This window comes from Ureibacillus suwonensis (assembly GCF_042655065.1).
Classification (GTDB): Bacteria; Bacillota; Bacilli; order Bacillales_A; family Planococcaceae; genus Ureibacillus; species Ureibacillus suwonensis.
Window position 1 is genome coordinate 1 of sequence record NZ_JBHSNQ010000195.1, and the last position, 25,854, is coordinate 25,854.

Below are 25,854 nucleotides of genomic sequence, written 5' to 3' on the forward strand. Positions count from 1 at the left end.
TAACTTAATTTTAACAGAAGAGGTCCTTATTTTTTATTGAAAAAATGAAAAACAGCCCATGAAATTTCATTCCAAAATTTCATGGGCTGTTTCCATTTTAGAGGGGGTTTTGTCCCAGCCTCTTTTTGTTGCACATCAAGAAAAAATGCTTCTTGAAAAAAGCTCCCCGAGAAGCATCCAAGAAGCACCCTTTTTAAATTGTCACTACAAAACCGGCACGTTTGCCGATAATTTCCGCATAATCTTCCACCATCACGCTGGCAGTCGGATACATCCCCGCACCCGGTCCAATAAGCGTTAATGTGCCAATGTAGTTTGTTTCCATTGTTACCGCATTGAATACATCATCAATCGGATATAGAGGATGCTCCTTGCTTACAAGCATTGGCCCCACTTGAGCAAAAATTGTGCCATCAGGCAACTTTTCCACCTCTGCCACGTGACGATACCTGAGACCTTTTTCTTTTGCTTCTTTCACTTGTTCCGGCGTAATGCCGTCGATTCCAACAACTTTTACATCCGCCCAGTTTGGCTGCTCACCAAAGGCCAATGCCGATAAAACCATAAGCTTTTTAAATGCATCTTGGCCGGAAATATCCATATACGGATCCGCTTCTGCATATCCAAGGGCTTGCGCTTCTTTCAACGCTTCATCAAAAGACCAGCCTTCAGCGCGCATTTTTGTCAAAATGTAATTGGAAGTGCCGTTTAAAATTCCCTGAATTCTTGTCACATCGTTGACGAGCAAAATGTTTTTCATTGTCTTGATGACAGGCACCCCGCCTGCAACCGTCGCTTCATAGCCTACAAATACACCGTTTTGCTTTGCAAGTTCTTGCAGTTCAAGCCCGTATTTTGCAAACATCACCTTATTTGCCGTAATGACGTGGCACTTTTTCATTACCGCTTTCTTTAAATATGTGTATGCAGGCTCCTCGCCTACAATCGCTTCGAATACCACTTGCAAACCTTTAACGTTTAAGCAGTCATCAATGTTATCTGTCAACAAATGCCGTGTTCCTGGAACTCTCTCTTTTGTTGTGTCCCGAACCAATATTTTTGCAACCTCTAACTCGACACCCAGTTTTTTGCGCAAATCTTCCCGTTTTTCGTTCAATATATGATAAATGCCTTGGCCAACTGTGCCAAATCCTAAGATGGCCGCCTTGATTGTTGCCATTTTCCTTTTCGCCTCCATCTTTTCTTTCGAATTGAAATTTCATTGTTGAACAACGAGTGCTGAAATTCTATACTATACAAACACTCTTTATTTGCAGATATAAAAAATAATAAAATTCAATATTTTTTGAAACATACAGAAATTTTAACGTATATTTGAAAGGAACTCAAGGGAATTCTACCCAAGATGGACATTTGTTTTCTACGAAAGGGCATACAACTATTATAATATAGCAAACTTGCTCACTTTTAAAATAAAAAAAGCCAGTACAAACATTGTACTGACCTGTCATTCACCTGTTCACGATGCATTTGCCAACAAAACATTTCGGTATTGGACCAAAATTTTTCTCATCAGCTCTTCTTCTTCCGCTGTAAAGTCTGGAACTCCGTAAGGTCTTCGAATCAATTGGAAATCTCCATATTTTAAATACCATTCTTTTGCCGGCTCTGAAATATGTTGCTCACCAAATTCTTTGTATTCATCATATACTTCTTTGACGACATAATCATGGGTTAGCAAGGAATATGTCTGTTCTTTATATGGTCTGTACCCAAAAACACTTTCCCAGCGTCTATCGACGATTTCAAGCAAATGCTGCAACGCTTTTGCATTCACAAAGGTATTCGTTTCATTTAATTCATATATGATATAAGCCGCAAAATTTTGGGCGCTATAAACCTTACTCATCGGACCAGCTCCTTTATAAGTTAAGGGGGAAAGCCATTAAAGGCTTTCCGTTTTTATTTTAGGGGGGATCAGATACGATGGAATCTAATCATTCTCTTATAACTAATATATACGATCCAATTTAAAATTTCAAGTATCCTAATTAATTTACTAGGTTTTATTTCAACAAAAGGGGATAGGGGTTATAACGAACAACTATACCTGCTAAATGACGGGTCAGCAATTTTAATTAGGATGTGAATTGCATTCGAATGGGAATACAATTCACATCAAAAGTAACAACTTGATGTTTGGCGAACTTTTTCTGTAAAGGGGCGTCTTCATGGCTGCGAATGGGCAGCTTTTATAGGAATCGACCATATTTATTGCTTCAAACCGCTGAGTAAGCATTTTTTAGTAACGAGCTTTGGATTTTTACCCGCTGCAAATGGGCAGCGTTTTATTTTGCTACGGATGGGCAGCATTTGTTTTTGGATTTTGCAACTGCTGCGAATGAGCAGCTTTGAATCCATATAGCCAGTGCCGGATTTACATGCTTTGATCCGCTGACACTGGGTTCTTCAGCTCAAATGAGAGCCGAATTGGGATTTTCCGGTATCAAATGACCGTTCTTTCTTTTATATGCAAATAGAGGGGCTTTTATAAATGATCAACTTAAGCGTTCTTTACACCAAATTCAGCTGCTGCTTTGGCTAAAGCCTGATCTAAATCCGCAATAATATCATCTGCGTTTTCCAAGCCGATGGATAGGCGGATGAGCTCTTCTCCAACACCGGCAATTTTCAATTCTTCAGGAGATAATTGTTGGTGAGTTGTTGAAGCCGGATGAATAATCAATGATCTTGCATCTCCAACGTTTGCAACATGAGAGAACAATTTCACGTTGTCAATAACGACACTGCCTGCTTCACGGCCACCTTTAATGCCGAATGTCACCATAGAACCATAACCGTTTTTCAAGTATTTTTTCGCTAAATGGTGAGATTCGAATGATTCATCTCCTGGATAATTCACGTATTCCACGTATGGGTGGTTTTTCAAAAACGCCACTACTTTTTCCGCATTTTCACTATGTCTTGGATAGCGGAGGTGAAGAGTTTCCAATCCTTGAAGGAAACTGAAAGCCGCATCCGGACCTAAAGTTGGGCCTAAGTCGCGCAATAATTGAACGCGCAATTTTGTTGCAAAAGCTGCGCCTGCTGTATCGATGCCGTAACGGATGCCGTGATAAGTGTGGTCAGGCTCTGTGAAACCAGGGAATCGACCTTGTGTCCAGTCGAATTTTCCTGCATCTACCACAACGCCACCGATTGTTGTACCGTGGCCGCCAATCCATTTTGTTGCTGAATGGATAACAACATCTGCTCCAAAATCAATTGGATTGCATCCATATGGTGATGGGAACGTATTGTCGATGATTAATGGAATGCCATGTTCATGGGCAATTGCTGCTACTGCTTCAATATCTAAAATATTTAAGCTAGGATTTCCTACTACTTCTGCATAGATTGCTTTTGTTTTGTCCGTAATTGCTTTGCGGAAGTTTTCCGGATCTCTTTCATCTACAAATGTTGTTGTAATGCCCCAACGAGGTAATGTGTTAGCAAATAAGTTATATGTTCCGCCATACAATGATCCAGCAGAGACAATTTCATCTCCCGCATTGGCGATATTTAAAATGGAGAAGGCAACTGCCGCCTGACCGGAAGATAGAGCAACAGCTGCAGAGCCACCTTCTAGCAAGGCAACACGCTTTTCAAACACATCGACTGTCGGGTTCATGATGCGGGAATAAATGTTTCCGACTTCTTCAAGGGCAAATAATTTTCGTGCATGTTCTGTGTTTTTGAAGGCATAAGCCGTCGTGCGATAAATCGGAACGGCAATTGCACCTGTTACTGGATCAGGTTGTTGACCACCGTGAAGTAATAGCGTTTCTGGTTTGAATTCGGACATGATATTTCCTCCTAAACAATAAATTTGATGGAAGGTTTCGAGAAGGCATGGAAGATAAAACAAAAACCCTCTTCATATAAGAAGAGGGCTTTGTACACGTACATTTCCTCCTCTTATCTTTCAGACAAACGTCTGTAGGATTTAGCACCTTTGCAAATTCTTGCCGGTTGCCGGGCATCTTTGGGCCTATTCCCTCCGCCACTCTTGATAAGAGTAATGATTAATTTTCCATCGTTGGATTAACTATAAAACATAGTAACCCACTCTGTCAACTATTTTTTTGAAATTTTTAAATCTTTTTTTATTTTATTGAGTATAATAGATTAAAGCGTTTTTTTCTATAAAAGGAGCAAATATTATGTTGATAGAGCTGATTATTTCACTTATTGCGGGATATTTTATCGGTTGCATCCATGGATCAAATGTGGCCCAATACCTTTCCGGGGTGAATCTGAAAGAAGCGGGCCATGGAAATGCGGGGGCTTCCAATGCCACCTTGACCCTTGGCTGGAAATACGGCATACTCGTAGGCCTCATTGATATCGGAAAAGGCGTCCTTGCCATAATCTTGGCAAAATATTTCTTAAATCACTTCACTTCATTGGATGCGGAGCAAATTTCCATATTCCTTTATTTGATAGGCGCGGCGGTCATTTTTGGCCATAATTTTCCTATCCATATGAATTTTCGGGGAGGAAAAGGAACCGCTTCCCTGATCGGCATTTTCGTTGCGATCAATTGGAAAATGGGTCTTCTTGCCGTAGTCGGTCTTATCGTTGTCTCTTTATTGACCAATTATTTGATTCTGGGCGTGTTTTTCTTTTATTTTGCATTTGCAATCAGCGCTTTGCTTTATGAGCCATCCCTCTGGCCTTTTATCATTGTTCTGTTCCTTCTTTTGGTCGCAATCATTTTGCATTTAGAAAACATAAAACGGATGAAGCGCGGCACAGAACCGACGATTCGTTCCGCCTTAAAAAAGAAGAAAGGCCCATCCGTATAAAAATAGTATCTTCCGTAAAGGGGTTATTCGTTGAACACACTTGGCTACGGAAGATACTTTTTTATTGTCCGCCGATTTCCGATTCATCCCGGTATGTTTCTTTTCCTTTAAAATAAGTAAGTATGACTTTTGCTTCGCTGATTTCACCTGGCGGAACCCTGAAAATATTTTTATCCAATATAATAAAGTCCGCCTGCATGCCTACCCGGATTTTTCCCAATTGTGCTTCCCTGCCTATTTGCCTCGCCGCATAAATGGTGTAGCTTCGGAGCATCTGCTTCAATGTGGCGCTTTCTTTCGGCCACAAAGGCTTTTGACTTTTTTCATCATTCCAGTGAAGTCTTGTCATTCCTGTCTCAATTCCATAAAGCGGGTTCAACTCACCATCAGGAAAGTTGCTGAAAGATGAGACCGGCAATCCCTTTTCAAAGTAGCTTTTCATTCGATGCCAGTTTTTAAGTTCGTCTTCCTTGCCGGCATCTATGGATTGATGAAAGATGGCCGGCTGGACGGATGGAATAATCCGAAACTTCCGGAAGTTTGTCAAATCATCATTCGTTACGATCGGCATATGGGAAATGACATGTTTAAAATTCTTTTTTCCATTTCGTACCCGCGCATATTCAAATCCTTCAAAAATCATGTGCAACTCTTTTTCTGCTTCCACATGAATCCGAAAACCTTCCCGATCCAGCAAATCCAACATATCAAGAAATTTCTCCTTCTCCCAAACCGCATTTTCTGTATAATTCATTTTTGCCGTTTGGACGCTGTAATTTTTCCCTTGGTAAATCTCCCTCCACTCTTTAAAAAGTTCGATCTGATCCAAATCCTTGAGGGGATCCACGTAGATTCCCAACTCATAGGTCATGGTCAATAGATTTTTCCGATCCAGTTCATCAAAGGCTTTCAGCACATTTTCCGAATGGTTTCCCAGGGGAACAAATGCGGCCGTAATACCGTATCTGGCTGCATCTTCTTGATATTTAATCAGCGCCTTTTTATATTGTTCCACGGAAAAGTCCGGCTGCGGCAGCGCTTGTACGACCATATCAGTGAATTGTCCCGGAATGATTCCGGACGCTTCTCCAGTTTCCGTTAGGCCATGCTCAATATGATCTAACCCGGATATTTCCAATGTTTTGGAATTGACCCATAGCTCGTCTCGGTGAGCGGAAAATGCGACAAATGGGATATCATGCACAAGTTGGTCAATAAGGTCTCTTGGCGTTTTTCCGCTTTTCCCCCATGCTTCTTCCGTCACTTTTTGATTCCATCCAACTGCGCACAGCTGTTTTAATTGCGGATGCTGTGCACGGTACGAAAATATGGCTTTTTCATATTCTTCGAAGGTGGAAAAGGAACTCAAATCCAACCAAAACATCTTCTCCGCTTTTAAATAAGCGGCATTGTGGCCGTCAATAAACCCCGGCAACATCAATCGGTTGTCCATATACATCACTCTTGTTTGAGGGCCCTTATAGGCTTGCACCCCTTCCCGGTCTCCTACATAAACAAATTTTCCGTTTTTCACTGCAACCGCTTCCGCCTCTTCATTGGCTTTATCCATCGTAAATACGCGGACATATTCAATCACCAAATCCGCTTGGACTATCTCTTCAGCTCCGATCCCCTTGTAAGGGACGGCTATCAAACATAGCAAGAGCAGTACAATGAAAAGCAATTTTTTCATTTATACGACCTCGCTTTGCGGGAGAACTGTTTCAATTTAGGGTATTCGTTTTTCAACAATACATACCGCTATTTTATAATCATCAATCCTTTGCCCTTGAAACAACTTTATCCCTGCAAATCAATGGATTCCTTTTTGCTTTTTGGGCGCTGTGCCCGACCCTCTTAATATGCCCACAAGCGGCACAATCCTCTCACGGTGATCCCCTCCTGCCACCGCCTTCCTCCCTTGCAATGTTCAGCTTTGTATTTTGGGGACGGTGGTTTGAATAATTCAAATTTTTGCCATTGGCAAAAAAGTATAATATGATACCTTTAAGAAGAGAAACATCGCTTGATGAAGCGATATTCCAACCAATTAGTACATAAAAGGGGTGTAAAGATTGAGTGTAAAAGAATTATTGCGCAGTCATACTTCTGTTCGTAAATATACAGGAGAAGAAATACCGAAAGAAAAAATCATCGACTTGATTCAGACAGCCCAGATGGCCGCTTCTTCCCACTTTGTACAAGCTTATAGCGTCATTTTGGTGACGGATGAGGAAAAGAAACAAAAGCTTGGGGAACTTTCCAACAATGAATTCCAATTCCAAACGGCCGGAGCCGCTTTGTTATTCTGTGTCGATTTCAAACGATTGGAAGTGGCAGGAAGAAAGCACGGTGTCGATATTACGGTGGATACAGCGGAAAATGTCTTAGTAGGTGTCGTTGATGTGGCGATTTTTGCGCAAAATTTTGTCATTGCCGCAGAATCGGAAGGCTATGGTATCTGCTATATCGGAGGTGCCAGAAACAATCCTGAAGCGATCAGCGAATTATTCAACTTGCCTGAACATGTATTCCCGCTCTTCGCGATGACCGTTGGAAAACCGACAAAGAAAAATGAAACAAAACCGAGACTTCCTGTTGAAGCCGTATTGCACGAAAATGGATACGACGTGGATAAGTACGACGAAATTCTGGATGAATATGATGCCATTATGGAAAGATATTATGCATCCAGAAGCTCCAATCAAAAAGTGTCCAATTGGACGAAACAAATGGCTGATTTCCTAATCGATCAACGCCGTCCTCATATTAAGGAATTTTTAGCTTCCAAAGGATTCACTTGGAAATAATCATACTACCTGAATAAATGAAATCCCTATTAGGCTGATCATTGAAAAAATTATCTCCTAATAGGGATTTTTATTTTGGATGAATGCAATGGCGTTTCGTCCACTCCAACATAGATTGGAAACAGTACGGGGAAAAGGACTATTATCTTAATATCGGATAACAAAAATCGAATCTTTTCTCATAGATTCAACAATTACCCTGATGGAAAATTCCTATTTTGTCGTATACTTCTTTTTTTTGACATTTCAAATAGATTAAAATTAATGAAAAGATTTCCTCAATTGGATAATGATGACCACGAAGGGAAGAGGAAGATGAAACAACATAAACAAGTTGCTTTATCCCTTGAACGTCAACATCTGAAATATGTAAAAAGTTACTATAAAACATTGGCGGACATCAACATGTGTTTAGGGAATATCCACCGCAGCATCCAACCACGAATTGATAAACAAAAATACCGGTATGCAACGGAATACGTCAATCAATATATTTCCTACACAAACGTCTGGAATATTAAATTTGTCTATAATTTGGAAAACCCTGAAGTGGCCCTCCTTCAGATTTTCCATTTGGATTACATTTTTGAACATGAACCGGAGAATCGCTTTGCTACGGAACGCAAGCTGCTTGAAGAGCAGAAGGAGCGCTTTTTTACAGTCAATCCCTATAAAGCGGAACAAATACAATCAAGAAAACAGGAGATGCTTGATTATATAAAAAATCGCTCCGAACCATCCGCTTCTGAACATGAAAAACCCGAAGCCAAATGATGCTTCGGGTTTTTTCATCTTCATTATGATTGGCCGATATTAACGACTCCTTCAATTTGCAACGCTTTTACCGGCAGGAACGTTTCACCGGTCTCAAAATAACGGATGACCACTTGATCCCCTTCCCGCAAGTAGATGGACAGCGGTTCGTTTTGGGAACTTACCACAAAATTTTGCCCATTATTCAGCAAGAAGGAAACAAGCGTATAATCCCCTACCTGTTCTTTGTAAACGCGAAGGACCGTTCCGGTAATCGTTTTTTCTTCTGCATTACTTGAACCATCCACCGAACTTGCCCCCCGTGTTAAAGCCGTTTTATACTGTCTCAACGCTTCATTAGGCGTTGAACCGTATACGGATATTTCCGGGTTCACCGCGGATACAATAAAGTAATTTTGCAAGAATCCGTTGGTGTCAAGAACCGGTGCAAGCCAGCTCGCTTCTCCGTAGAAATTGTAAAGGATTGGCATAGCCCCATGCCATTCTTTTTCGATAAATTTCTTCTCAATGATGTCCAAAGCCCCTTGGGAATCCATATAAGATTCTTCCATATTCCCCGTATAATACACCGCTTTCCCTGTCCGCGCATGGGTCAAGGAATAGCCGAGCATGGAATCTACGCCTTCTTTCGGGCTTGTAAAATCCGTAAAGTAATACATTTCCCCATCCTGATTAAAGACCGGGCTCACATTCGCTTCCGTCCCTTCATCGGAAGGCAATTTCACGTCTTTTTTGCCAAAGATGCTGTTCCAGAAGCCATGAACATATTTTCCAAAATAGCTGTTCTGAAGGCTCACCGCTTCCGGAGAAACCGCCCCGTCAATGAATTCCGGCACTTCTTCCAAAGGAATTTTCTTTGTTTCACCAGAATATGCATCCACCATGACAATCCCTTTCACATCAAACCCATTCCGGGCTGAAATAAATTCACCGTAAGAACGGATGTAATAAGGGGTTCCGTCATCATCCACCTCAAGTTGCGGATCGCCGTAGAAAATGAGCGTTGGATACTGCAGACGGATATGGCGTTCCAAATTTTTATTAAAGAATGCAGACGGCACATAGACCATTTCCTTGGCAACAAATACAGGATTATCATTGGAATCCGTTGCGCTCATTTTGAAATAGCCGGGCGTCGTATCTCCATTCAGCCATTTGAAAAACCCGGAAAACTCAACAGGGGCAATATAAACGAACTCCCCATTCACCTTCTGGATCTGCAAGTTGCCAAGCTCATAATAACTCGTATTCGGCACTTGCCCAAAGGCTTTCTTCATTTTGTTTTCCGCAAATTGAGGAGGGACGCTGGCCGGGGTTTTTGTTTCATCAAAGGGTTCAATTTCCACTTCTTGTTCCATTTTTGCAGATTCGTACTTTTCATCCGCATTAAAAATCGGAACAATCAACAAATAAATGAGTCCAATTAAGCTGGCAAAAAACAGGAGCCCTTTTAGCGCCCGTTCCGCTCCACCGGATGCAAGAACGCCGAACAGCAAAATCACCGGCATTGCGTATAGGGCAACCGTCCACTGCACATCAATCTTCGTCAAATAAACAATTAGGAAATACAGGATCCAGCTTGTAATAAAAACAAAAACGAAAGTCTGCAACAATTGTTTGAACGGCAATACATCGCCCTTCGGCAATTTCCTCGTAACCGGAACAATGAGAACCGTTGTAATGATTGAAAAAATTAGGGTCGTTAAGATCAGTTGAGTCATCCTTTTCACCTTCCTTGTACTTTTCTACGGAAGAGATGAAGAAATAGTTTCAATTATTTGCCGATTCCCGCAGCATATTTCTCATCAGAAAAAAGGAAAAATGATACAATGGGGGCAGAAAAGTTGAAGGAGGCAACGTCATGAAAGAAAAAGTGATTGAACGATTGATTCGATACGCCCAAATTGACACCCAATCGGATCCGGAAAGTTCCTCAACCCCTTCCACCAAAAAGCAATGGGACTTGTTGAATATTTTAAAAGATGAACTTGCCGAAATCGGGCTGACAGAAATCTCTCTGGATGAAAACGGGTATTTATTCGCCACATTGCCATCCAATACAGACAAAGAAGTGCCAACAATCGGATTTTTGGCCCATGTCGACACTTCCCCTGATTTTTCAGGCGCGAATGTCCAACCGAAACGGATCGACAATTATGATGGCGGGGATATCCAACTGAATGATGGAATCGTTTTATCCCCGAACCAATTCCCAAATCTGAAAAATTATGTCGGACAAACATTGATCACGACCGACGGCACAACGCTGCTTGGAGCGGATGATAAAGCGGGCATTGCGGAAATCATGACCGCCATGGAATATCTGGTGGAACATCCTGAAATTAAGCACGGGAAAATCCGGGTGGCTTTTACCCCTGACGAAGAAATCGGACGAGGACCACATAAATTTGACGTAGCAGCTTTTGGGGCGGACTTTGCCTACACGATGGACGGCGGGCCTCTTGGCGAATTGCAGTACGAAAGCTTCAACGCAGCCGCTGCAAAAGTGACAACACACGGAATCAGTGTTCATCCCGGCTCTGCCAAAGGGAAAATGGTCAATGCCATCACGATGGCCATCAAGTTCCATAACTTTATGCCTCAAGAAGCCGTTCCGGAAAAAACGGAAGGCTACGAAGGGTTCATCCATCTGATGAGTTTCAACGGTTCCATAGAAGAAGCAACCCTTTCTTACATCATCCGCGACCACGACCGGGAGAAATTCGAGGCGAAAAAAGAATACTTCCGCGTAGTGGAGCAACGCATCAAGGAAGAATTTGGCGAGGACGCCATCACTGTTGAGTTGGAAGACCAATATTACAACATGAGAGAAAAAATTGAACCGGTGAAAGAAATTGTCGACATCGCCAAACGCGCCATGGAAAATCTAAACATTTCGCCAATCATTGAGCCGGTTCGGGGCGGAACGGACGGCTCCCAATTGTCCTACATGGGTCTGCCGACACCGAATATTTTTGCCGGTGGCGAAAACATGCACGGCAAATTTGAATTTGTATCCGCCGAAACGATGGAACTCGCTGCAAAAGTCATCGTTGAAATCGTCAAACTCTTTGAAGCGGAAGAGAAATGATTTTATGGGCTGCCTGGAAAGAAAAGTCTTTTCGGGCAGTCCTTCATTTCTTGTTTGGCAGAGAAAGGGTATGGGAAACTTCGCAAAAATAATAGCCATTCCAATCCCATGTTATAATTGATTCGAGGTGATATGTCTATGCCAGCCTTGACCTATGAACAGCTTGCTTTTTTGAATTCATACGGCATCATAACAGAGGAACCAAGAACTCCTTTATTCACTTTGGAAAATTTACATAAGGAATTCTTTCTGCCCGATTTTTTGAAGCTCATGATGGAAATTACCCAAGCAGGAACAGAAGCCGCTGCCATCTCCCACTTCGGCCGGCGCTACGGGATGTTTGTCGCGGCCCAATTTTATTTTCTTGCTGCCTATGATGAAATTTGGGACGGCAAATTGGAAGACGTCCGTTACTTCCATGTCCATGAATACGGAATCGATACGCTCGGCACTTACATTACCCCGACGGACTATCGTTATGTGGAAGAAAAGGAAAGGGAATATGTGATTTCCAAAATTCTTTATCAGGCCCATCAAATCATTATGCAGCTTCGCGAAACGACGACCATTTCCCCTTTGACTCTTTGGGAAAACATTTTCGGCTATATGTTGTGGAATTATTACGAACTGCTTCAAAATCCGTTGCTTGCAGACCGGGCTTTTGAAGACATAGAAATACTGGAAGACACCAAAGTATGGCAACGTTTCTCCAACAAATCATGGTTCTATCAATACACAAACGGAAAAAGCCCGTTGGATCTCATCAACAAATCGGTAAGAAAAAGCTGCTGCTTCTCGAAGGATATTCCGGGACTTGAAGCTTGCACCTTTTGTCCAATGAAGTAACTTTCAAGATTTCCTGCCTATGAAGTGTGAACGGATATTGGTTTATGATCACTTCATTTGAGCATTGGAAATCTTTTTCTTTTTTTTTGCACACAATCTTCTAAATTCATCAAAAATTTGTTAATGTTCACAAGTGCAAGAGATTTTATTTTTTGTTAAAATAAAAAAGCACTCTGTGGAGAAAGGATTGGATTCCATACATATGAATGAAGTGAATCAAATGAACGCAAATGCAATGCATGAAAATCATGAACCCGCTTTATTGAGCAGAATAACAAGCATCATCTTTATTGTCATCGGAGCATTTATCGCCGCTTACGGATTGGAAGCTGTGCTAATTCCAAACAGCGTTTCTGACGGTGGAATCACCGGTATTTCCATTATGCTGTCCACACTCACCCCTCTTCCATTGGGTCTTTTCTTAGCGATTTTAAATATCCCTTTTATATTTCTAGGTTACAAAATGGTCGGAAAAACCTTTGCGATCAACTCCATCATTGGAATTGCCACATTATCCATCGCCACTTCCTTGATGCATCATATACCAACGATTATCAATGGCGATTCACTATTAGTTACCATTTCAGGCGGTATTTTGCTTGGTATAGGTATGGGCTTAGCTTTACGTAACGGCGGCGCCTTGGATGGCACGGATATGCTGGCCGTATTAATCAGCAGAAAAGTACCCTTTTCAACAGGTGAAATCATCTTAGTCATCAATGTATTCATCTTCATTTTTGTCGGCTTTGTATTCGGCATTGAAGGAGCCCTTTCTTCGGCAATCGCCTACTATATCGCTTCAAAAGTCATCAGCATCATTGAAACAGGTCTGGAAGATGCGAAATCCGTTACCATTATCAGCAAAAATTCAAGGGAAATCGGTCAAGCCATCATCAACCGTCTCGGCCGTAGCGTGACTTATATCAATGGTGTTGGCGGATATACGAATGAACCGGTCGAAATTATTTATTGTGTCATCAACCGAATGGAAGAAAGTAAATTAAGATCCATTGTCAAACAAAAAGATCCGGATGCTTTCGTTACCTTTGACGAAATTGCAGAAGTCCGGGGCGGAAATTTCAAGAAAAGAAATATCCACTAATCAACTTAAAAAAGCAACAAGTCTTTCGGCTTTGTTGTTTTTTATTTTTTTACAATATTATTTTCAACACTTAAAGTGCCTAAAATAATAAAAAGACTTGGTCTACACCAAGCCTTCATCCAAAACTTTTTTATATTCGACAAACCAGTCGTCGCCTTGCTCTTTGATGGCGACCCCAATGTACCCATTATGTAACAGGTTCTTTTGCCCTTCAATATCCCCCATGGATATGAAGACGGATTCTTTTTTTAATTTTGGTTTTTTGTGCAGCGGTTTGAAGAAAATATACCGTAATTTTCCGCCGTATTTTTCTTTCAACGCGGCGATATACATCCCCTGATGCAGTTTATCTTTAATGCTCGGGATATTATAAGGCATCACTGTCGCCAACACATAGTCAAAATTGGACATATCGATATGTTTCATAATAATTTGGGCCATTTTCTTTTGCAGCCCATATCCGCGGAAATCGGGATGTACATTTGAAATTTCCTGGTAAAGTACCCGCTTCAAATCCTCTTCTTCCGTCAACCCGATATCTTTCCCCAGACCCTGGTCGTCCATTTCCGGAATCAAAAGCGCACGAAATGCGATGAGGCGATCTTCAATAAATACTCCGATCATCAATCCATTGCCCTCTAAAATAAACCGGAATTCCTCATCAGAGAGGGGTTCTAATGTTTGTTTATCGGGGAGCGAATCAACGACAGCTTGTTGGAGATCCAAAATTTGGGGTATATGATCAACCTTCAACTTTTTCACATGATAAGGAATATCTTTTAAAACGCCTTCTTCGATCACTTCACACATAATAGCCACCTTACTTCATGATTTAACTGTGCAAGAATAAACCGTTAATCGGGATAAAACTTCTTCGTCAATTTCCACGCCTAGCCCCGGCTTGTCACCCAGCTCGATAAACGGAATTTTATAACTTTTCTTCAAATCGCCGATATCCGTTTTAAATTTAAGAGGGCCTGTCAGTTCCACACTCTTGATGTTTTTTTTCGAAAAGGCTACATGAAAACCGGCTGCCGAAGCAATGGAAGATTCAACCATCGAACCGATTTGGCAATCAATGCCCGCCATTTCCGCCATTGTGGCAAGTTTCGCCGCAGGGTAGATACCCCCGCATTTCATCAGTTTTATGTTGATTTTATCTGCCGCCCTTTTTGCAATGATTTCCCGCATATCGAAAATATTGCAAAGACCTTCGTCAATCATGAGCGGAATGTTGGATTTGGACTTCACTTCCACCATTGCATCAATATCATCCGCAAGAACCGGCTGTTCCAACCAATCGATGCCAAGGGATTCCAAAGATCGCATGGCTTTTAGCGTATTTGAACTGTTCACCCAGCCCTGGTTGACATCGACTCGAATGGCGATTTGTTCTCCAACACGTTTTCTTACCGCTTTAATCCTTTCTACATCCCGTTCCACATCTGTGCCAACTTTCATCTTAAAGGAGCGGTATCCTTCTTGTACTTTTTGTTCCGCTTCTTCTGCCATTTTATCAGGTTCATCAATGCTTAACACATGGGTGATTGGGAATTTTTTATGAAATCTTCCGCCAATTAACTGATAAACCGGAACCCCAAGCTTTTTCCCCACTGCGTCAAAACAAGCGATATCAATGGCCGCCTTCGCACTGGGCACTCCTTTTACGATACGATCCATTTTGTCATGGATTTTTTCAAAATGACATGGGTCCTCATTCAACATTGCAGGTGCCAAGGAATGTTTTAGAACATGAAAAGTGGATTCAAATGTTTCCCCAGTTACATGTTCATCCGGTACACTTTCCCCCCAGCCGATGTAACCATCATCCGTTGTAAGTTTTATAATGATTGACGGCATCGTCGGAAAAGTGCCGTAACTTACAATAAACGGTTTTATTAGTGGGAAATCTACCGCAAAAATCTCTATTTTCTTGATGTTCATTGAATCCTACTTCCTTCTATTTATACTCAGTTGCATTAAATAATGTTTTTGCCAATACTTTTGCGCCGATAATGAGCGCATCTTTATTAAAGGTCATATGCGGGTGATGAAGGCCCGGTTTCAGATCTGCACCAATGCCAATCATCGTCGCTTTCAATTCAGGTTTGGAAACCGTATAAAAATGGAAATCATCGCTGCCCGGCGTTTGAACCGGCTCTGCCAAAAATCCTTCTCCGACCGTATCCATAATGGCTGTTTCCGCAATTTTTTTCGCTTCTTCAGACACTTCTGCGCCTGGTGTTTTGTCATACCAATCCCAAACTATTTCCGTTTCAAACATTTTGCTGATATTCCGAAGTCCATGTTCTACATGGAATTGTATCGCATCGATCACGCGATTTTTTTGCGCCCGAATGTCTATTGAAAAGGTAGCATTACCTGGAATGATATTGACACTGCCGCCATCCGCCACCACTTTTGTCAACTTCACGCTATGCACTTCAAAAGGATTTAAATAAATATTTTTCAACATTTGTTGGATGGCAAAAATCACATCGATGGCATTTTTTCCTTGATGCGGTCTTGCTCCGTGGGCATCAACCCCCCGCACCTCACCTTGCAGGAACAATGCCGCACCGTGTTGGACCGCAGGAGAAACTTTGCCAAACGGCAGTTCTTCAATCGGTCTTAAATGAATGCCAAAGAGGTAGGACACATCATCGATGATCCCCCGTTTCACCATCTCAATGGCTCCTCCCCCAACTTCTTCAGCGGGTTGGAAGATGAACCGGACGCGTTTCTTTAAAGGGTAGTCTTTAATTCTTAATAAAGCGCCTAACACCATGGATATATTGGCATCGTGTCCGCAGGAATGATTCGCTCTCATTTCCCCGTCCACTTCTTGCCAGAGAGCATCAATATCGGCTCTTACAGCGACCACTTCTTCCCCTTGGCCTATTTCCGCCACAAGCCCTGTCATATCCGTAAAACGCTTGTACGGAACTTTTAACTCATCTAGTATAGCGGCAATTTTATTTGTCGTTTGATACTCTTTCCAACTTACTTCTGGACAACTATGAAAAAGATCAAACCAACTAAAGATGACCTCTTCATAGGTTTTAACATGACCCATTTTTTCGCACCTCGATACTTTTGCTTACTCTATTATACATAAAGTCACCATATTTATTAATTGCTTTTGCCCACACCTTAACAAATACTCCACACATGCAATAATCATTCAAAGGTTTTCACATTTCTTTACCTATATCATCGTCTCTTCCTTTTTAGATTTTAAAAAAAATCCGCCTCCCATAGAGACGGATATAAACCATTAACCCAAAGTTGTTTTTATTTTATTGTTCCCTTTACTTTTTGTAAACATTTGAATGGCAAACATGATGCCAAAGATGATTAATCCAATCACATCAGACAGTGATTCTGGATAGATCATGAGCAATCCAGCAACGATTAGGATGATTCTTTCAATCCATATAATGCGTCGGTACCAGAACCCGATGACCCCTGCACCAATGGCAATCATCCCCATAATTGCTGTAATTAGAACCCAAATGACTTCTAAAACTGACACATCAATCATAAGCAATTGTGGTGAGAAAATAATCATATACGGAATAATGAAAGCTGCAATCGCCAATTTAGATGAATGAACTCCCGTCTTAATTGGATCCCCGCCAGAAATAGCCGTAGCTGAAAAAGCAGCCAATGCAACAGGTGGCGTGATATCCGCTATAATTCCAAAATAGAATACAAAGAAATGGGCAGATAAAAGTGTTACAACAGGCACAGCTGCGTACGGAACATCAGGTGCAAGCAATGTAACGATTGCCGGAGCTGCAATAGTTGAAGTAATAATATAGTTTGCCGTTGTCGGAGCACCCATTCCTAAGATTAAAGAAGCAATCATAACTAGGAATAATGTTAATAAAATATTTCCTCCAGCCAGTTCCACTAATCCGCTTGCCAAGCTTAACCCAAGACCTGTTTTCACCACAACCCCTACAATAATACCTGCGCAGGCTGTTGCAGCAGCTACGCCTAACGCTGTTCTTGCTCCATCAGCTAAAGCATCAATTATTTCTTTCACACCAAATTTTATGTCTCTATTTAAGAAACCAACGACAATACACGCAATAATTCCATATAACGCTGCGTGGATTACCGGAACTCCCATCATCATAATAATGATGATTAAAATAAGCGGCGTTAGCAAATATAATTTCTTAAATACTTCCTTACGATCTGGCAATTCTTCATCCGTTAAACCGCGAAGACCTAGTTTTTTCGCTTCAAAGTGAGTCATAATCCATATACCTGCAAAATACAATATCGCAGGAATAGCTGCGGATTTTGCAATATCCCAATACGTTACACCGCGTCCGATAAATTCCACCATTAAGAAAGCTGCTGCCCCCATGATTGGCGGCATGATTTGTCCGCCAGTAGAAGAAGCCGCTTCAACTGCCCCGGCAAATTCCCTTTTATAACCGAGCCTTTTCATCATCGGGATTGTATAAACACCAGAAGTAACTACATTGGCAACGGAACTTCCGGAAATTGTCCCCTGTAAGGCAGAAGAGAATACAGCAACTTTCGCCGGTCCCCCTACCAGTTTTCCGGCAACGGTAATCGCCAAATCATTAAAGTACTCCCCTACACCTGTTTTCACTAAAAAGGAGCCAAATAATAGGAAAGCAAAAATGTATGTGGCTGATACACTAATCGGTGTACCTAAAATACCGTCAGTTGAAAAGTACATCAAATTGACAATCTGTTCCAACGATTGACCACGGTGAGCCAAAAAGTTCGGCATATATGGTCCAAAAAAGGCATATAGCAAAAATAGTATCGCAATCACCACAATCGGCAATCCTACCGTTCTTCTAGCAGCTTCCAAGACTAATAGAATGACGAGACCCCCAATAATTAAATCTGTTTGGTTAATCGTCCCTAAACTTGTAACAAGCCTCTCATAATTCAATGTCCAATAAATGCCACAAATAGCTGCAACAATAGCTAATAAATAGTCATAGAAAGCAATTTTCGTTTTAAAGCCCTTTTTTCTAGGCGGAAAAAGAAGAAAAATGATGGTTAATGCAAATCCAAGGTGAATACTACGCTGTATATAAGCAGTAAATGCACCAAAAATAGCTGTATATAATTGGAATAACGAAAAGGCAATAAGGATACCGTAAACAACCCATTTCACTATTCCACCTAATTGTCTTAAATTTGATTCAGCGTCAAACTTTTCTAACAATTCTTGCGCCAACTGTTCTTGATTCAATTCCTCCGGCTGTTTTATTTCAGTTCCCATGTTTCATTCGTACTCCTTTCATTTTGTCATAAAGGGAGACGCTTTTTATCTCAACGGTGTAGGAATTTCCCCTTTGCAAGTTCTTTTTTAAATCATATGCTTTACCACCGTAATAAAAAAACAAATCCATATTAATATCCCCAACATATAGGACAAAATTTTCCAAAACCCGATTTGAATAAAGTTTATATTTCCCATCTTCGTAGAGGAGCATTTGTCCCTCTTCTGCATAAGCTGGCATTCCAATAGATACATCCTCATATTCCATTGAAACTAGTTTAATTTTGTGATCTTCTATTTCATAAGTTTCCAAAACATCCGTACGATGAATAGAATGAGTAAATCGAATTTGAAATGTAGTATTCTGATCAATGTCTATAAAATACATTTGTGGCTCATCGGCCTTTGCTTCTGAAAAGGAAATAACAGGAAAAAGAGGGGTAAAGAAAAATATAATAAAAACAGCAACTATGACGATGCCAAACATGTTTTTTTTCATATTACCGCTCCATGTAGAAAGGGCCTGAAGAAGCATTAGCCTTCAAGCCCTTCACTTTGTTAAACAACCATTATTCTTCAAAATATTTTTTCGCACCAGGATGCACATCAATACCGATGCCGTCTAAAGCACTTTCTTTCTTAATGTATTCCGCTTTAGCATGTCCAATTTTGTCTGTATTGTCGTAGATTGCTTTTGCAATGCCGTATGCTACATCTTCAGGCAAGTCTTTTTTCACTGCAAGCATTGCAAGTACGGATACAGTTGGTACATCTTCCGCTAAGCCATATGTACCTGCTGGAATCACATCTTCTTTGTAATAAGGGTATTTTTCAATTAACGCTTTTGCTTTTTCAGGATCTACTGGAACAATTACTACATCCTCTTGTGCACTTAAAGATTCCACAGCAGCAGTTGGATAACCGGCAGTAATGAAGGCTGCATCAATTTGTCCTGCTTGTAAACCGTCTACAGATTCACCAAAGTCTAGGTTTTGTGGTTGGATGTCATTCATTGTTAAACCATGTATTTCTAACAATTGTTCAGCGTTTGCATAAGTACCGGAACCAGGAGCACCAACAGAAACTTTTTTACCTTTTAAATCATCAAATGATTTAATGCCTGATTTCGCTGTTGTTACTAAGTGAACTGTTTCTGGATAAAGGGCGCCAATTGCCACTAAATCATCCATTGGTTCTCCATCAAACATTAAAAGACCATTTTTCGCATAATATGCAATATCTGTTTGCACAAAAGCAATTTCAGCGTCTCCTGCTTTTAAAGCATTAACGTTTGCAGCAGATGCTTGCGACACTTCCGCAGTTGTTTTAATACCTGTTTCTTTTGTAATCAACTCTGCAAATGTACCGCCTAAAGCATAGTAAGTACCTTGTGTACCGCCTGTTACCATACTTAAGAATTTGATGTCTGATGATGATGTATTGTTATCCCCCTCTGTTGAACTATCTTTTGTGCTGGAATCGTCTTCTTTTCCACCACATGCAGCTAAAAGCATCACCAGCATAATGCTTAGCACCGTTAAAAATAAAAACTTTTTACTTTTCAAACATAACCCCTCCTCTTTGCTTCTATCAAATGTGTAATAGCACAGTTCAATTGTAACTATTACTATTTGCCTGTGTCAAATCCTTTTTATAGAATAATAGAGTTTAAAAAAGTATATATTAATATCAAAATAGAATTTATAGCTTTCGTATCAACGTTTTTAGCGATCAAACCGTTGTTATAGTACAAAATAAAGTTTTAATTTTCTAAATAATATTATTTTTCTAAATTATATTTAAAAAATAAAATGTTACTCTTGAACCAAAAAACAGGCTGCCTAAAAACTAAAAAGTTTCCCTTATAGACAGCCCGTTAAAAAATAAAATTATTTTGATTCTATAACTCCGCAAGCAATACGCACGCCGGAATTGCCAGATGGATCGGTTTTGTAATCATCCGAAACTTCATGCAAAATGACAGCACTGCCATCTTCATCAAACAATGAATGTTCTTTTCCTTTTTCTAAAGTAATATGCTTGGCTATAAATTCCACATCGACAACGCCGCTTTCGTCCGCCTTAACATTAGGCAAATCTCCTGCATGGAAGCCCTTTGGATTTTCAAAACCATGCTCTTTTCCTCCAGGATTAAAATGGGCTCCAGCAGATTCAAACGTCGGCTTTTCACACTTTCCAACTTCATGGATATGGAAACCATGTTCCCCTTCCGGCACATTTTCCAATTTCACATGGATTCGAACACCTTCTTTTGATTCGGTAAATTTCACAATCCCCAATTCCTTACCTTCTGTATCAATCATTGTTGCTTGTGCAGTTAAAGCGGCTTGTGCGTTTGTTGATATTTGTTCAGAATTGTCATTTGTTGCTCCCAAAAAACCGCAGCCCCCTAAAAGAAGCAGGTTGAATGGTAAACTATAACAAATCATTTTTTTCACATAGCTTCCCTCCTTCGAAAAAAGTTTCGACAAGGGATTGGATAAATATTCAAAAACCGGTGGGAAACTTGAAAAACTTTCCGATATTATTCGAAAGGAGGGATTTTTTTATGGATATCAATTCAATCATGTCAAGCCAACTTGCCTCACTACAACAAACAGTCCAATTGAGTATTTTAGACAGAGCGCTCAATTTAGGAGCCGCGGGTGTAGTAGAGATGTTGGAACAACCTCAGCCTGAAGCAAATCATCCATATAAAGGAAATATTATTGATGTTTCGGTATAAACAATAAAAAAGCGAACGGGAAAACAGTGCGTTTTCTCCATTCGCTTTTTTCATATATTGCCCTTCGTCAGTACACACCTTTATCATACTATAAATAGTACCGTTTTTTGTAGTTTATCATATGTATAATATTACAATCTTTTGATTCGCCTACCAGAACATCGGCTTTGAAACCATTAACCATAGCATAATGAGCAATAGAAAAATATATTTCCATGTAGCTTTCCGCAATTTTGAAATAAATTCTTCTTTTTTAAACGCATTTGTTCCAAAAGTATTTAAAGTCGGTTTAAAAGCTCTCGCCAAAAACACAATCGATAAAAACATAATAGCCAAAGTAAGCACAATCCACGAATCCTTCCATGTCCATCCGGAAATCATCACAAGAATCGCTCCGGAGAGTACAAGAATGTGGCCAGCATGTTTTACCACCGTAATCGCAAGTTGAAACGACTTCACAAATCCGACCATCTCTTTTTCATCAGCTGTTTCCATTTTCTTTGTGATGGGAATTAAAGTTACTAAAGGTCCTATCGAAATCACTGCGCTTAAAATATGGATATATAAAAAAACGGTATGCAACAAGTTCATCACTTCCATTCCTTTATGCTACTCTTAGTATAACATGTATTTAAAATACTTTTTATTTGAGATTTCGTGACAATTCATTTGTTTAAAAGAAAACTCTTTGGATAAAATAGTGTATATTTCATCAATACATGATAGGAGTGTTGACAATCGGAATTCATAGATTTTTTACAAGTTTAAATGATTTGGAACGTATTTTTCGGGCGCCGGGACGTTTTAAATTCGAAGAACATAATGTGGCCGCCCATTCATGGAAAGTTTCCCAATACGCTTTGTTTTTTGGAACTTTGGAAGAAATGCACGGGGCAAAAGTCAATTGGAAGTCCCTTTATGAAAAAACCATCAATCACGACTTTGCCGAAGTGTTCATTGGAGATATTAAAACACCGGTCAAACATGCCAGTGAAGAATTGAAACAGATGCTTGCCCATGTGGAAGAAAAAATGATGGAAAAATTTATAAAAGAAGAGATTCCAGCTGAATTTCAAGAAATTTTCTTCGAGCGGATGAAGGAAGGAAAAGATGGGACATTGGAAGGCCGTCTGCTGGAATTTGCGGATAAGCTCGATCAATTTTATGAATCCTTTGCCGAGCTGAAGCGGGGCAATACAGATAAAGAATTTATCATTATGTATCAACAAGCATTAACGAAACTTCTTCAAATGCCTTTGAAAGTAAGTGTCCGTTATTTCAGGAATGAAATTTTGAAGGACGTCATGAAAGAAGATACGCAAATTGACGTCGCCAAATTGACCAATGAAATATTGGACAAAATAAAGCCTCAGGATTAATTTGGTTAAATCGAATGAGGCTTTTATTTTTGCTTGCAAAAAATACCTCCAACGCTTTTTATATTAAATAATTGACTTTTTTATTAAAAGATACTTACTTGCGGCAAGCTACATATTCCATTACTATTACATTAAAGCTGCGTTGTACGTACACATATTAAGTTTTAACCTTTGAACTGTAAAAGGGAGTTTTAGATCGAAGATGGAATGGCGGGCGTCACACTGCGGTGAATGACGATAGACAGGAAATCTTCTGCGAACACCCACCTGGTGGAGTCGTGGTTTTAAAACTTTCTATTAATATTACGGCAAGGCGGCTTTCACTGCAAACATTGGTAAAACAATGGTTTGTAAAAAAGCTCTCTGTTCAGGAGAGCTTTTTTATTTTGGCATTCAACGGTCTTTCATGCCCCCACATACCGTTGATAAATCCTTTTCGCCTTTTCTTCCTCTTTCGTTCCATGGATCAATGCCCTGCCATCTTGAAAAAGAACCATTTGGACATCTTCCACCTGGAAGGACATTAAGTAAGGGGTCACTTTTAAGTTTTTAACGATTGTATGGAGCCTTTTTGAAATCCTTTCTAATGAAAATTGCTGCGTTTGCTGCGGACGAATCTGCACCGTATTTCTGCCGCACAACACCGCTGTTTTCAAACCCGTCCCCTTCCTCAAATATGGGAATGAGGGATTTTCCCCGCACGAAGGGCAATCCGCCCTCTTTAATGATGATACATCGATGATCGAGTGTTCCCTTTTCCATATATCAAAGGAAACCAATTCTTTGGACACTTCTCCGCTCACCAGATATTTCAAAGCCTCTGCCGTTTGATAGGATGCAACCATTTGCACTGCCGGACTGATCACCCCGACGGTATCGCAAGTTAAACCCTCGGAAGGAAGCGTTTGGAGCAAACAATGATAACATGGTGTTTGTTTTGGCACAATGGAAACGGTCATTCCATAACTTCTTACCACTGCCCCGTGAATCCAGGGAATGCCATGTTTCATTGCCATATCATTGATGACAAATCTCGTTTCAAAATTATCTGTCCCATCCATGATGAGATCGGCATCTTTCACTATTTCTTCTGAATCAATATAGAAGTCTCCAACAATCCCTTTAATATCAATCGTTGAATTGATTACTTGTAAATGGTTTTGTGCCGCAATGGCCTTTGGGATGTTCCGTTTTGCATCCTCTTCCGTATAAAGTTGCTGCCGACCGAGATTCGTCCAATCAACGTAATCCCGGTCGATAATGGTGATTTTCCCGATGCCCGCCCGTGCCAACATCTCCGCATTGGCACAACCTAACGCTCCTGCCCCGACAATTAGCACATGGCTTTCCAATAATTTCTTCTGTCCTTCCTCACCAATAGGGGAAAACAACCGTTGCCGGGAATACCGTTCCATTAGGAAAGAAGCATCCCTTCTATTGGACTGGAGGCAACAGCATACCGTTTTTTCGGAATTCTGCCAGCTTCATATCCAAGTCTTCCCGCTTCGATGGCCAGCTTCATGGCCTTTGCCATTTTCACCGGATCTTTTGCCCCGGACACCGCTGAATTCAATAAGATGCCATCTGCCCCCAACTCCATCGCAATGGCACAATCCGCAGGCGAGCCGATTCCCGCATCCACTATGACCGGAATACCCGCCTGCTCAATGATGAGGGAGAGATTCAGCGGATTCACAATCCCTTGCCCTGAACCAATGGGTGAAGCGCCCGGCATGATGGCATGCACCCCCAATTCTTCGAGTCTCTTCGCTAAGACTACATCATCGGAAGTATAAGGAAGGACAATGAAACCTTCTTCCAATAACATTTCTGAAGCTTTTAGTGTTTCAACCGGATCCGGAAGAAGGGTTTTATCATCCCCAATGACTTCCACTTTCACCATGTCGCACAGTCCTGATGCTTTGGCGAGTCTTGCAATCCTCACCGCTTCTTCCGCCGTTTTTGCCCCGGCAGTATTCGGCAGGAGGGTGTATTTTGAAAGATCGAGCATTTCCAGAAAATTCGGCTGTGACGGTTCATAAATATTCATTCTTCTTACGGCAAAAGTCAAAATTTCCGCTCCGGATGCTTCCACCGCTTCCTTTTGGACCTCAAAATTCGGGAACTTCCCTGTACCTAGCAATAATCTTGATTGGAATACTTTATCTGCAATTTTTAACATGTTTATCCCCCTCCAACAAAATGGACGATTTCGATTTTGTCGCCATCATTTACCGGCTGTTTGTCATATTGCTCTTTCAGTATAATTTTTCCATTCTGTTCAACAACGACAATCCGTCCTTGCAATTGAAAAGACTTCAGCAAATCTGCCACATTTTTCACATTGTTATCCACTTCCGTCTTCTGTCCATTGATATAAAGTTGCAACGTCATCCCCCTTCCCCTTTGACACTTGTTTTAAACGGGTTGCCGCTTCTTTTGGGTGTTTCGATGAGAAAATGTAAGACATCACTGCAATGCCGCGCACTTTTTTCTCCAGCACTTTTCCGGCATTCTCAGGAGTAATTCCGCCGATGGCAATCACTGGAATCTTTACATGTTCAACAATTACACCAAGGGCACCCGTTCCTCTTCCCATTAATCCCTTTTTGCTGTCCGTTTCAAAAACATGGCCGAATAAACAGTAATCAGCTCCTGCTTCTTCCGCTCTTTCCGCTTCTTCAAGGGAATGGATGCTGACCCCCACTTTCATATGTGGAAATGCCGTTTTGACCTTTTCTACCGGAAGCCCCTTCCCTGGCAGATGCACATTCGGAATTCCAGTCACAAGAGCAATATCCAGCCGGTCATTGATGACAAGCTTTTCTTTCGGCACCCCTGCCTTTAGTAACTCCTCTACTAGAGCAACAATCTCATGGGGCGATTTATTTTTTTCGCGTATATGAATGTAATCCACAACAGCAGAAACCGATGTAATGATTTCCTTCAACTCTTCATTTGTCTTTTTCCCATCGGTGATTATGTGCAGTTCCAAC

General features: G+C 40.9%; 25 protein-coding genes, 1 other RNA gene and 1 riboswitch. Of the genes, 9 read left to right on the top strand and 17 right to left on the bottom strand.

Annotated features, from left to right (window positions below; all coding sequences use genetic code 11):
* Nucleotides 1–193: 193 nt before the first annotated feature.
* From ACFPOH_RS16785 to ACFPOH_RS16795, 3 genes are all read right to left on the bottom strand, one after another.
* Nucleotides 194–1,180, bottom strand: a complete 987-nt coding sequence (locus tag ACFPOH_RS16785; RefSeq protein WP_342470586.1) for a homoserine dehydrogenase — start codon at nucleotides 1,178–1,180, stop codon at nucleotides 194–196.
* 300 nt (nucleotides 1,181–1,480) lie between these two features.
* The gene (locus tag ACFPOH_RS16790; protein WP_342470587.1) at nucleotides 1,481–1,870 is read right to left on the bottom strand and encodes a hypothetical protein; all 390 of its coding nucleotides are present in this window, start codon (nucleotides 1,868–1,870) and stop codon (nucleotides 1,481–1,483) included.
* Between the two features lie 654 nt (nucleotides 1,871–2,524).
* Nucleotides 2,525–3,826, bottom strand: a complete 1,302-nt coding sequence (locus ACFPOH_RS16795; protein ID WP_342470588.1) for an O-acetylhomoserine aminocarboxypropyltransferase/cysteine synthase family protein — start codon at nucleotides 3,824–3,826, stop codon at nucleotides 2,525–2,527.
* Nucleotides 3,827–3,936: 110 nt separating this feature from the next.
* A riboswitch (SAM riboswitch) is annotated at nucleotides 3,937–4,040 on the bottom strand.
* 144 nt (nucleotides 4,041–4,184) lie between these two features.
* On the opposite strand from ACFPOH_RS16795, the gene ACFPOH_RS16800 reads away from it, so the two are divergent.
* Nucleotides 4,185–4,829 (top strand): glycerol-3-phosphate acyltransferase, encoded by a 645-nt coding sequence (locus ACFPOH_RS16800; RefSeq protein ID WP_342580771.1) that lies wholly within the window; start codon nucleotides 4,185–4,187, stop codon nucleotides 4,827–4,829.
* A gap of 61 nt (nucleotides 4,830–4,890) precedes the next feature.
* On the opposite strand, the gene ACFPOH_RS16805 is transcribed toward ACFPOH_RS16800, so the two are convergent.
* Entirely contained in the window at nucleotides 4,891–6,522 is a 1,632-nt protein-coding gene (locus ACFPOH_RS16805) for an amidohydrolase (RefSeq protein ID WP_342580770.1), read from the bottom strand.
* Nucleotides 6,523–6,904: 382 nt separating this feature from the next.
* Here ACFPOH_RS16805 and nfsA point away from each other — a divergent pair, with 382 nt between their 5' ends.
* Both nfsA and ACFPOH_RS16815 read left to right on the top strand, forming a co-directional pair.
* Nucleotides 6,905–7,639 carry an oxygen-insensitive NADPH nitroreductase gene (gene nfsA, locus ACFPOH_RS16810; RefSeq protein WP_342580769.1) on the top strand — a complete coding sequence of 245 codons (735 nt, stop codon included), beginning with the start codon at nucleotides 6,905–6,907 and terminating at the stop codon, nucleotides 7,637–7,639.
* 315 nt (nucleotides 7,640–7,954) lie between these two features.
* Nucleotides 7,955–8,413, top strand: a complete 459-nt coding sequence (locus tag ACFPOH_RS16815) for a hypothetical protein (protein ID WP_342470592.1) — start codon at nucleotides 7,955–7,957, stop codon at nucleotides 8,411–8,413.
* A gap of 23 nt (nucleotides 8,414–8,436) precedes the next feature.
* On the opposite strand, the gene ACFPOH_RS16820 is transcribed toward ACFPOH_RS16815, so the two are convergent.
* A complete protein-coding gene (locus ACFPOH_RS16820) occupies nucleotides 8,437–10,134 on the bottom strand; it encodes a hypothetical protein (protein ID WP_342580768.1) in 1,698 nt (565 codons plus the stop codon).
* A 140-nt stretch (nucleotides 10,135–10,274) separates the two neighbouring features.
* Between ACFPOH_RS16820 and pepT the strand changes: the two genes are divergently transcribed.
* From pepT to ACFPOH_RS16835, 3 genes are all read left to right on the top strand, one after another.
* On the top strand, nucleotides 10,275–11,504 hold the full coding sequence (pepT, locus tag ACFPOH_RS16825) for a peptidase T (RefSeq protein WP_342580767.1): 1,230 nt from the start codon (nucleotides 10,275–10,277) through the stop codon (nucleotides 11,502–11,504).
* A 138-nt stretch (nucleotides 11,505–11,642) separates the two neighbouring features.
* On the top strand, nucleotides 11,643–12,350 hold the full coding sequence (locus tag ACFPOH_RS16830) for a Fe-S oxidoreductase (RefSeq protein WP_342470595.1): 708 nt from the start codon (nucleotides 11,643–11,645) through the stop codon (nucleotides 12,348–12,350).
* Between the two features lie 235 nt (nucleotides 12,351–12,585).
* Entirely contained in the window at nucleotides 12,586–13,452 is an 867-nt protein-coding gene (locus ACFPOH_RS16835) for a YitT family protein (RefSeq protein WP_390310779.1), read from the top strand.
* 102 nt (nucleotides 13,453–13,554) lie between these two features.
* Here the strand turns inward: ACFPOH_RS16835 and ACFPOH_RS16840 are convergent, their stop codons facing one another.
* From ACFPOH_RS16840 to ACFPOH_RS16870, 7 genes are all read right to left on the bottom strand, one after another.
* On the bottom strand, nucleotides 13,555–14,262 hold the full coding sequence (locus tag ACFPOH_RS16840; RefSeq protein WP_390310732.1) for a GNAT family protein: 708 nt from the start codon (nucleotides 14,260–14,262) through the stop codon (nucleotides 13,555–13,557).
* Nucleotides 14,263–14,277: 15 nt separating this feature from the next.
* Nucleotides 14,278–15,396, bottom strand: a complete 1,119-nt coding sequence (locus tag ACFPOH_RS16845) for a mandelate racemase/muconate lactonizing enzyme family protein (protein ID WP_342580764.1) — start codon at nucleotides 15,394–15,396, stop codon at nucleotides 14,278–14,280.
* A gap of 16 nt (nucleotides 15,397–15,412) precedes the next feature.
* Entirely contained in the window at nucleotides 15,413–16,528 is a 1,116-nt protein-coding gene (locus ACFPOH_RS16850; protein WP_390310733.1) for an amidohydrolase, read from the bottom strand.
* 201 nt (nucleotides 16,529–16,729) lie between these two features.
* Nucleotides 16,730–18,733, bottom strand: coding sequence for a TRAP transporter permease (locus tag ACFPOH_RS16855; RefSeq protein ID WP_342470600.1), 2,004 nt, complete (start codon nucleotides 18,731–18,733; stop codon nucleotides 16,730–16,732).
* Nucleotides 18,723–19,232 (bottom strand): DUF1850 domain-containing protein, encoded by a 510-nt coding sequence (locus ACFPOH_RS16860; protein ID WP_390310735.1) that lies wholly within the window; start codon nucleotides 19,230–19,232, stop codon nucleotides 18,723–18,725. The genes ACFPOH_RS16855 and ACFPOH_RS16860 overlap by 11 nt, the downstream gene beginning before the upstream one ends.
* Before the next feature lie 70 nt (nucleotides 19,233–19,302).
* Complete coding sequence (locus ACFPOH_RS16865) at nucleotides 19,303–20,298, bottom strand: TAXI family TRAP transporter solute-binding subunit (protein ID WP_390310737.1); 996 nt, start codon at nucleotides 20,296–20,298, stop codon at nucleotides 19,303–19,305.
* A 324-nt stretch (nucleotides 20,299–20,622) separates the two neighbouring features.
* Nucleotides 20,623–21,183 (bottom strand): superoxide dismutase family protein, encoded by a 561-nt coding sequence (locus tag ACFPOH_RS16870; RefSeq protein ID WP_390310781.1) that lies wholly within the window; start codon nucleotides 21,181–21,183, stop codon nucleotides 20,623–20,625.
* Between the two features lie 119 nt (nucleotides 21,184–21,302).
* Between ACFPOH_RS16870 and ACFPOH_RS16875 the strand changes: the two genes are divergently transcribed.
* Complete coding sequence (locus ACFPOH_RS16875; RefSeq protein ID WP_208650952.1) at nucleotides 21,303–21,479, top strand: putative motility protein; 177 nt, start codon at nucleotides 21,303–21,305, stop codon at nucleotides 21,477–21,479.
* Between the two features lie 150 nt (nucleotides 21,480–21,629).
* On the opposite strand, the gene ACFPOH_RS16880 is transcribed toward ACFPOH_RS16875, so the two are convergent.
* Entirely contained in the window at nucleotides 21,630–22,070 is a 441-nt protein-coding gene (locus ACFPOH_RS16880) for a DUF2269 family protein (RefSeq protein ID WP_390310739.1), read from the bottom strand.
* Nucleotides 22,071–22,207: 137 nt separating this feature from the next.
* On the opposite strand from ACFPOH_RS16880, the gene ACFPOH_RS16885 reads away from it, so the two are divergent.
* Together ACFPOH_RS16885 and ssrS are read left to right on the top strand one after the other, a co-directional pair.
* The gene (locus tag ACFPOH_RS16885; protein WP_408063446.1) at nucleotides 22,208–22,858 is read left to right on the top strand and encodes a YfbR-like 5'-deoxynucleotidase; all 651 of its coding nucleotides are present in this window, start codon (nucleotides 22,208–22,210) and stop codon (nucleotides 22,856–22,858) included.
* Nucleotides 22,859–22,989: 131 nt separating this feature from the next.
* Nucleotides 22,990–23,182, top strand: a non-coding RNA gene (gene ssrS / locus ACFPOH_RS16890) — 6S RNA.
* Nucleotides 23,183–23,262: 80 nt separating this feature from the next.
* Here the strand turns inward: ssrS and ACFPOH_RS16895 are convergent.
* The 4 genes from ACFPOH_RS16895 to tenI are packed head-to-tail and all read right to left on the bottom strand — an operon-like array spanning nucleotide 23,263 to nucleotide 25,853.
* A complete protein-coding gene (locus ACFPOH_RS16895; RefSeq protein ID WP_390310740.1) occupies nucleotides 23,263–24,273 on the bottom strand; it encodes a ThiF family adenylyltransferase in 1,011 nt (336 codons plus the stop codon).
* Nucleotides 24,273–25,040, bottom strand: coding sequence for a thiazole synthase (locus tag ACFPOH_RS16900; RefSeq protein ID WP_342470605.1), 768 nt, complete (start codon nucleotides 25,038–25,040; stop codon nucleotides 24,273–24,275). The genes ACFPOH_RS16895 and ACFPOH_RS16900 overlap by 1 nt, the downstream gene beginning before the upstream one ends.
* Before the next feature lie 2 nt (nucleotides 25,041–25,042).
* Nucleotides 25,043–25,246 (bottom strand): sulfur carrier protein ThiS, encoded by a 204-nt coding sequence (gene thiS / locus ACFPOH_RS16905; RefSeq protein WP_342471199.1) that lies wholly within the window; start codon nucleotides 25,244–25,246, stop codon nucleotides 25,043–25,045.
* A complete protein-coding gene (gene tenI, locus ACFPOH_RS16910; protein ID WP_342580755.1) occupies nucleotides 25,206–25,853 on the bottom strand; it encodes a thiazole tautomerase TenI in 648 nt (215 codons plus the stop codon). Before tenI ends, thiS begins: the two co-directional genes overlap by 41 nt.
* Nucleotide 25,854 lies beyond the last annotated feature (1 nt).